Source organism: Phormidium sp. CCY1219 (genome assembly GCF_055795085.1).
In genome coordinates this window covers 1-5,780 of record NZ_JAYFEQ010000280.1, presented here as the reverse complement: position 1 = coordinate 5,780, position 5,780 = coordinate 1, and the positions used below count along the sequence as shown (strand labels likewise).

The following is a 5,780-nucleotide window of genomic DNA, read 5'->3' as shown; positions in this document are numbered from 1 at the left end:
GTGGCACCGACTGAGGAATTGGACGGCGAAGCACAACCCTCGGAGGTGGCACCGACTGAGGAATTGGACGGCGAAGCGCAGACCTCTGAGGAGACACCCACGGAGGAACCCACCATCCCGCCCACCGAATCTGAAGCCGAACCGGGCGCGCCGATAAACGAGTTAAAACCTCGGCTTCCCGTGGATTCCGTGGAATAATATCATGTTTCCCGGGTAAAAGTATGCTTTCCACAGCTCCCGTAGGGTGCGTGACCCCCCCCAAGGAAGTGAGCAATTCTCCCCTTGAGGAACCACGGGGGTCACGCACCGCTGAAGGGATTCGCGCACCGGAAGCGAGCTGGGAGAGGGTATCAATTCAAATTCAGCGGGTCCACATCGATCGCCAAACTAATTTCCTGGGGACAGAGCGATCGCAACGCTTCCACGGGGGGTAACTGCACCGACTCCCCGGGGGGAAACTTGAGCAAAATCTGCCAGCGGTAGCGATCGGCGACGCGCAACACCGGTGCGGGGGCCGGACCGAGCAACTCGTAGCCGCGCGTGAGATGTGCGTCTTGACCGCCGAGTGCTGAGGCGATCGCGATCGCGATATCCTCCACCATCCAATCATCCCCTCCCGATATCCGCAACAACACCAACCGTCCGTAAGGCGGATAACTCAGGGCCTCTCGCTGTTCCAACTCCATCTCGATAAACCGGCCATAGTCGTGGCCTTGCATCGCCTGAATCACCGGATGTTCCGGGGAGTAAGTTTGCACGATCGCCCGTCCCGGGTCATCCCCGCGACCCGCACGACCCGCCACCTGAGTTAACATTTGAAACGCCCGTTCCGATGCCCGAAAATCGGACATATTCAGCAATCCATCCGCCGCCACTACCCCCACTAACGTCACCTGGGGCAGATCTAACCCCTTGGTCAGCATTTGGGTCCCCAGCAACACATCCGCTTCCCCCTGGGCGAACCGAGACAGCAATGCCCGATGTGCCCCTTTCGCACGAGTGGTATCGCTATCGAACCGAATCACCCGCAACTGGGGAAACTGCCGCCCCAATTCCTGCATCACCCGCTGGGTGCCGCTGCCAAAGTGCCGGAAATACGGGGACTCGCATTCGGGGCAGCGTTGGGGCGGGCGGCGAGTATAACCGCAATAATGACAGCGCAAAAAATCTGCCGCATCTTCATGCACTTTATGATAAGAGAGAGAAACATCGCAATGGGGGCATTCCATCACATAGCCGCAACTGCGACAAGATACAAAGGTGCTATGTCCCCGGCGATGAATGAATAAGATTCCCTGGCGGTCTGTTTCTCCCAGGGTATGTAACTCCCGTTGCAGGACTTCGCTAAAAATCGAGCGGTTGCCCTTGCGAAGTTCCTGGCGCATATCCACCACCTCTACCGGGGGCATGGGTCGCGCGTGGATGCGTTCGGGCAAGGAGAGATAGTAGGTGAGGGGGCGGTCATCTCCCGGGTTGTCGGATGCTTCGGCAATGTCCACCCAAGTTTCTAACGAGGGAGTGGCGGAACCGAGAATTAACGGACAATCGGATAACTCGGCGCGCCATTGCGCTACAGTGCGGGCGTGGTAGGTGGGGGCGGGTCGGTCTTGTTTGTAGCTGCCATCGTATTCTTCATCTAAGACGATCGCCCCGAGGTTGGGCAGGGGGGCAAAAATCGCCGATCGCGTGCCGATGACGATTTGCGGCGTGCCGGCGAGCATTTGTCGCCAAGTGTCGTAGCGTTCTCCGTCGGATAATCCGCTGTGATATACGGCCACGCGATCGCCAAACCGGGCGCGAAAGCGATCGCACAGTTGCGGCGTCAGGCCGATTTCCGGCACTAGCACGATCGCCGATTTCCCGCGCTCGAGTATCGGCGCGATCGCTTGCAAGTAAACTTCGGTTTTCCCGGAACCCGTCACCCCATGCAGCAGCACTCGCCCATATCCTTGGATCTGATTAATCACTTCCAGGGCATTTGCTTGAGCGGAAGTGAGCGCTTTCGGTATATCTGGCGTTTGTGCCGGTTGAGCGAAGGCGCGCAATTCTTCGCGATCGTAGATTTCCACACAGCCTTTTTCCGCCAGTTTCTTCACCACCGACGAACTGGTTTGGCAAATTTGCACCAACTCGGTTAACCACAGTTCCCCCCCGCGCCGCCGCAACACCTGTAGCACTTCCTGCTGTCGCTTCGTCAAGTCCAGGGGAAACGAAGGGCCTACTAGCGTCACCGCTTGTTTGGTTTTCGCACGCGGCGCTTTGGGCGATTCCAGGTAACTTTCCACCCAACCGCGTTTGCTCAATTCCCGCAATCCCGCATCGGCGCGGCGCACTTGACGCCGGATATACTTTACCGTATAGTCTCCGCTTTTCGACCCGCGCAGCAGGTCGAGAATTTGCCGCGCCGGGGTACTGAGGAAACTCTCCGCCTCCGGAGGTCTCTCGCCACTCAAGCGAATCCGACGCTGCGATCGCGCCAACAATCCCGGGGGAAGAGCCGTTTTGATAACTTGTATTAGGGGCGTGTAGTAATAATCCGCTACTCGTTCCAACAGTTGCCAATAATGGGGGGAGAAAAACCCGGCGACGACAATCTCTTCTACATCTTTAACTTTATCCTTGGTTAACTCGGCGGGCAATTGTGCTACATAGCGAATCGCGATCGCCCCTAAGTGTTGCTTTCCAAACGGCACGTTGAGAATATCCCCGGGTTGCACTTCCAACTCTGGGGGCACCCGATAAGTAAATAATCCCTGTGTCGCTGGCGAATCCACCAACACCTCGAGCCACTGCTCGGGCGGATCCGCCGCATCACCGCGACTTTCCCCCTCCACATCGTAACCGCCTCGCGGTGCGGCAACGCGCAGGGGCAATAAATCCATTTCAGCAGTGGCGATCTCGTCGTGCATTGTTTTCTCTCGCCCAATAAGCGACCTGATTATAATAGCGCCTTTTCATTCAAGACAGGCAGCAGCTTAAGGTAATTTTAGGATAGAAAACCCTTTGGGTCAATTCCCAATTTGAAATTTTTTCGCGTTCGGTTTCAATTTCGCTCCGGAAAATGATAGAATCCAGGGTGACGCTCCTCCCGGCGTTTAATCCCCCAACGGCTCTCTCTCTTGGCCGCGTTTTCTACCCCACCCTAGTCTAGATTTAGATTATCCCAATGCCAGAGTATCTGATGACTGGCGCTGCTAACTATCAACCCCTGCGCGATTCTCTCCAAGCACAGAACTGGAAAACCAGCGATCGCGAAACGCGCCGCATCATGCTGCAAATCGCCCAGCGCCTGCGAATGTCCCAAAACCTTCCCCCCTCCGAGGCGGAATGGTTGGTGAATTTAGATTATCTCACGGAAGAAGACGGGAAGCAATTTCCCCTGTCGGATTTATGCATTTTGGATAATCTGTGGACGCACTATAGCGGCGGTCAATTTGGGTTCAGCATCCAGGCGCAAATCTGGCAGGAATTTCAGCGGGATTACGCTTTATTTGCAGACGCAGTAGGATGGTCGATGGGGGAGATGGATTGGCGCACTTATTCCGAATTGCTGTTCGATATTACCGCCCCAGAAGGCCATTTGCCCGCCGCCCCCTTTTACACCAAAACCGGATTGGGCGTGGGATGGGTGGCAAGTTTATCATTGCGCTTAAAAGAGTGTCAAGAACAATGATTGGCTAGGGGCAGGTGGTATAATTTCCGGGGAAAAGGCAGGGTTTTTGATGGCCAATAAACTGAGGATTTCTCAATGGCAACCCCTGCGAATCTGGCGGTTCTGTTTGAATTGATTTCAGGATTGGCGGAATCGGAGGCATTCGCGATCGCTCGCAATTGTGCGGGTTTGAAAAGGTCGCGACTCAGCTAAAACCTCTCTCATTGGCCTTGACAATTGTGGCACAATCTGTTGAACCAAGAACCTTTATTCCGCTTCGGCGGGTTGGGGTGACAAAATCAGCAATTGGTCGCCCCGATCGCTCTCGTGAATCACCACTATCGGCGGGCGCAAGCTGCGATTTGCAGTGTTGGGAAGGGTAGGGAAAATGTAGAAGTATCCGCTGCGGTCTATCAGCAACCGCCACACTCTCTGCACCTGTTGCGGGCCGGTTTGGGTGATTTCTCTGCCCAATAACCGATTGTATCGCGCTTTGTCCCCAATGATGCGAAATCCGGCGGGATTGATGAGCGGATTGTCTAGTTTTCGTCCCAGTGCGGAGTTGTCTTCGGGCAGCAAAAAGGTGACCACGGGAAGGGTAGAGGTTTCGTTCACTGCGTCGGTCCAAGCGTCGGCGTCAGCTTGCCATTGGGCGAGGAAAAACAGGATGAGTAATGCCCACAGGAAAATGATGATTTCATCGAGTAGCGATCGCAAAAAGTCGATGGAGTTAAAGTGCGTGGAGTTGAATTCGGCGAGGGATTGCACGACTTGTGCCACCGGCGATCGGCGATGCCGATCGCCATATTGTATCGCCCTCTCGCGCCACTGTTTCAAGTGGTGGGTTATCCTGCGCCCTGCAAGTTGCACGAACCATAAGGTGAGGTAAATGCCCACCGCACACAGCACAATCCCGATCGCCGTGCGCGCGATCGCTCCCCAACCGCCTAAAAGCGCCTGAAATGCCGCAATATAAAACGATTCTAGGGGCAAATCTAGGGTGGTGACTTCTAATTGAAAAAAACTGAAATACGCCCACCGATATACCCAGCCGGTAAAATAAAGTGCCGCGCCCACGAGGACGACTAAACTGGCTAAGGTGCCTAACCCCTGCGGTTCGCTGTGAGAATTGTCCGACATCGCAATTTTATGTTTGACGTTTCTGGTGGCGCGCGATCGCTTCCCCCACTCCTCACCCGACAACCCCCGGGCTATCCCTCCGGATATCCCGCCTCTCCCCACCGGGGCATCAAGCTGACCCGCCACTGGGATGCAGGTGGGTCGAGTTATGGATTATAATCGTAACATCTTATTAGGCGAAACTGGCGGTTCATAAAATGAAAATTTTTGTAAAGATTTTTCTGGTGGCGATCGCCGTGTCTACTGCCATTGCCGCGATCGCACAATCCCCACCGGATCCCCCACCCTCGGCGGCTCAAAATGCCTCCCCAGTCGCCGAACAAACCCCGATTCCCGTCCAATTACCCATTCCCCCTTCTTTGGCAACCCTCACCCCGCACACCGGTGGTTCCATGACCGGGCACCTCGCTGGGTTTACCCCCCAACAGTTGACCCTTTCAGTGGATGAGTTTTCTGAGTCTATCCCGATTTCGGACATCGATCGCCTGGAGTACAGTGGCGAAGAAGACTTGTTTATTTCCGGTGTTCAGGGCGATCGTAAAATACGCGGCGAACAGAACAATCAAGACAATCTGAAAACCTGGTCCGGGGTGCCCGTGAGTGCCTTGCAACTGCAAAACCCGCAAACCGGCGAAGCCCTGCTGCAGTTGGGTTCCGTGGTCAGTGGGTTGGAATTGCGCGGATTGCTCGATATTGCCAAAACCAGTTACTTCGTGGTGCGCGAAATTGAATTTGACTCCCCCGAAACCATGACCATTCGCGCTCTCCTGATTGACCGTTAATTGGCGGTTCGTCCCCTCTCTCACCCCCAAGGCCAGTGCCCTGCCCTTGGGCTTTGTCTTCTGGTTGCCCCCTGCTCTCGTTCCCCCCTGGGGGAACGCCCTCCCGCAGGCTCCGCCTCCCGCTCCCTCACGGCAATCAATGCATTGCACATGTTCCCTGCCTGCCCCATCCGCTCCATTTTACCCGATTGGCTTTTTTTTGTCAA

6 protein-coding genes are annotated in these 5,780 nt (G+C 55.4%); 4 read left to right on the top strand and 2 right to left on the bottom strand.

The window, feature by feature from the left end:
• Positions 1-198: hypothetical protein (locus AC0QH1_RS04145; RefSeq protein WP_324629613.1), on the top strand; the 198-nt coding region annotated here is incomplete at its 5' end.
• A 152-nt stretch (positions 199-350) separates the two neighbouring features.
• Here AC0QH1_RS04145 and priA read toward each other — a convergent pair.
• Positions 351-2,909 (bottom strand): primosomal protein N', encoded by a 2,559-nt coding sequence (gene priA / locus AC0QH1_RS04140; protein WP_324629612.1) that lies wholly within the window; start codon positions 2,907-2,909, stop codon positions 351-353.
• 257 nt (positions 2,910-3,166) lie between these two features.
• Here priA and AC0QH1_RS04135 point away from each other — a divergent pair, with 257 nt between their 5' ends.
• Positions 3,167-3,673 carry a GUN4 domain-containing protein gene (locus AC0QH1_RS04135; protein WP_324629611.1) on the top strand — a complete coding sequence of 169 codons (507 nt, stop codon included), beginning with the start codon at positions 3,167-3,169 and terminating at the stop codon, positions 3,671-3,673.
• A 246-nt stretch (positions 3,674-3,919) separates the two neighbouring features.
• Here AC0QH1_RS04135 and AC0QH1_RS04130 read toward each other — a convergent pair whose 3' ends face one another.
• Entirely contained in the window at positions 3,920-4,792 is an 873-nt protein-coding gene (locus tag AC0QH1_RS04130) for a hypothetical protein (protein WP_324629610.1), read from the bottom strand.
• 9 nt (positions 4,793-4,801) lie between these two features.
• Between AC0QH1_RS04130 and AC0QH1_RS04125 the strand changes: the two genes are divergently transcribed.
• Both AC0QH1_RS04125 and AC0QH1_RS04120 read left to right on the top strand, forming a co-directional pair.
• Entirely contained in the window at positions 4,802-4,951 is a 150-nt protein-coding gene (locus tag AC0QH1_RS04125; protein ID WP_324629609.1) for a hypothetical protein, read from the top strand.
• Between the two features lie 38 nt (positions 4,952-4,989).
• On the top strand, positions 4,990-5,574 hold the full coding sequence (locus AC0QH1_RS04120) for a hypothetical protein (protein ID WP_324629608.1): 585 nt from the start codon (positions 4,990-4,992) through the stop codon (positions 5,572-5,574).
• The last annotated feature ends 206 nt before the right edge of the window (positions 5,575-5,780 follow it).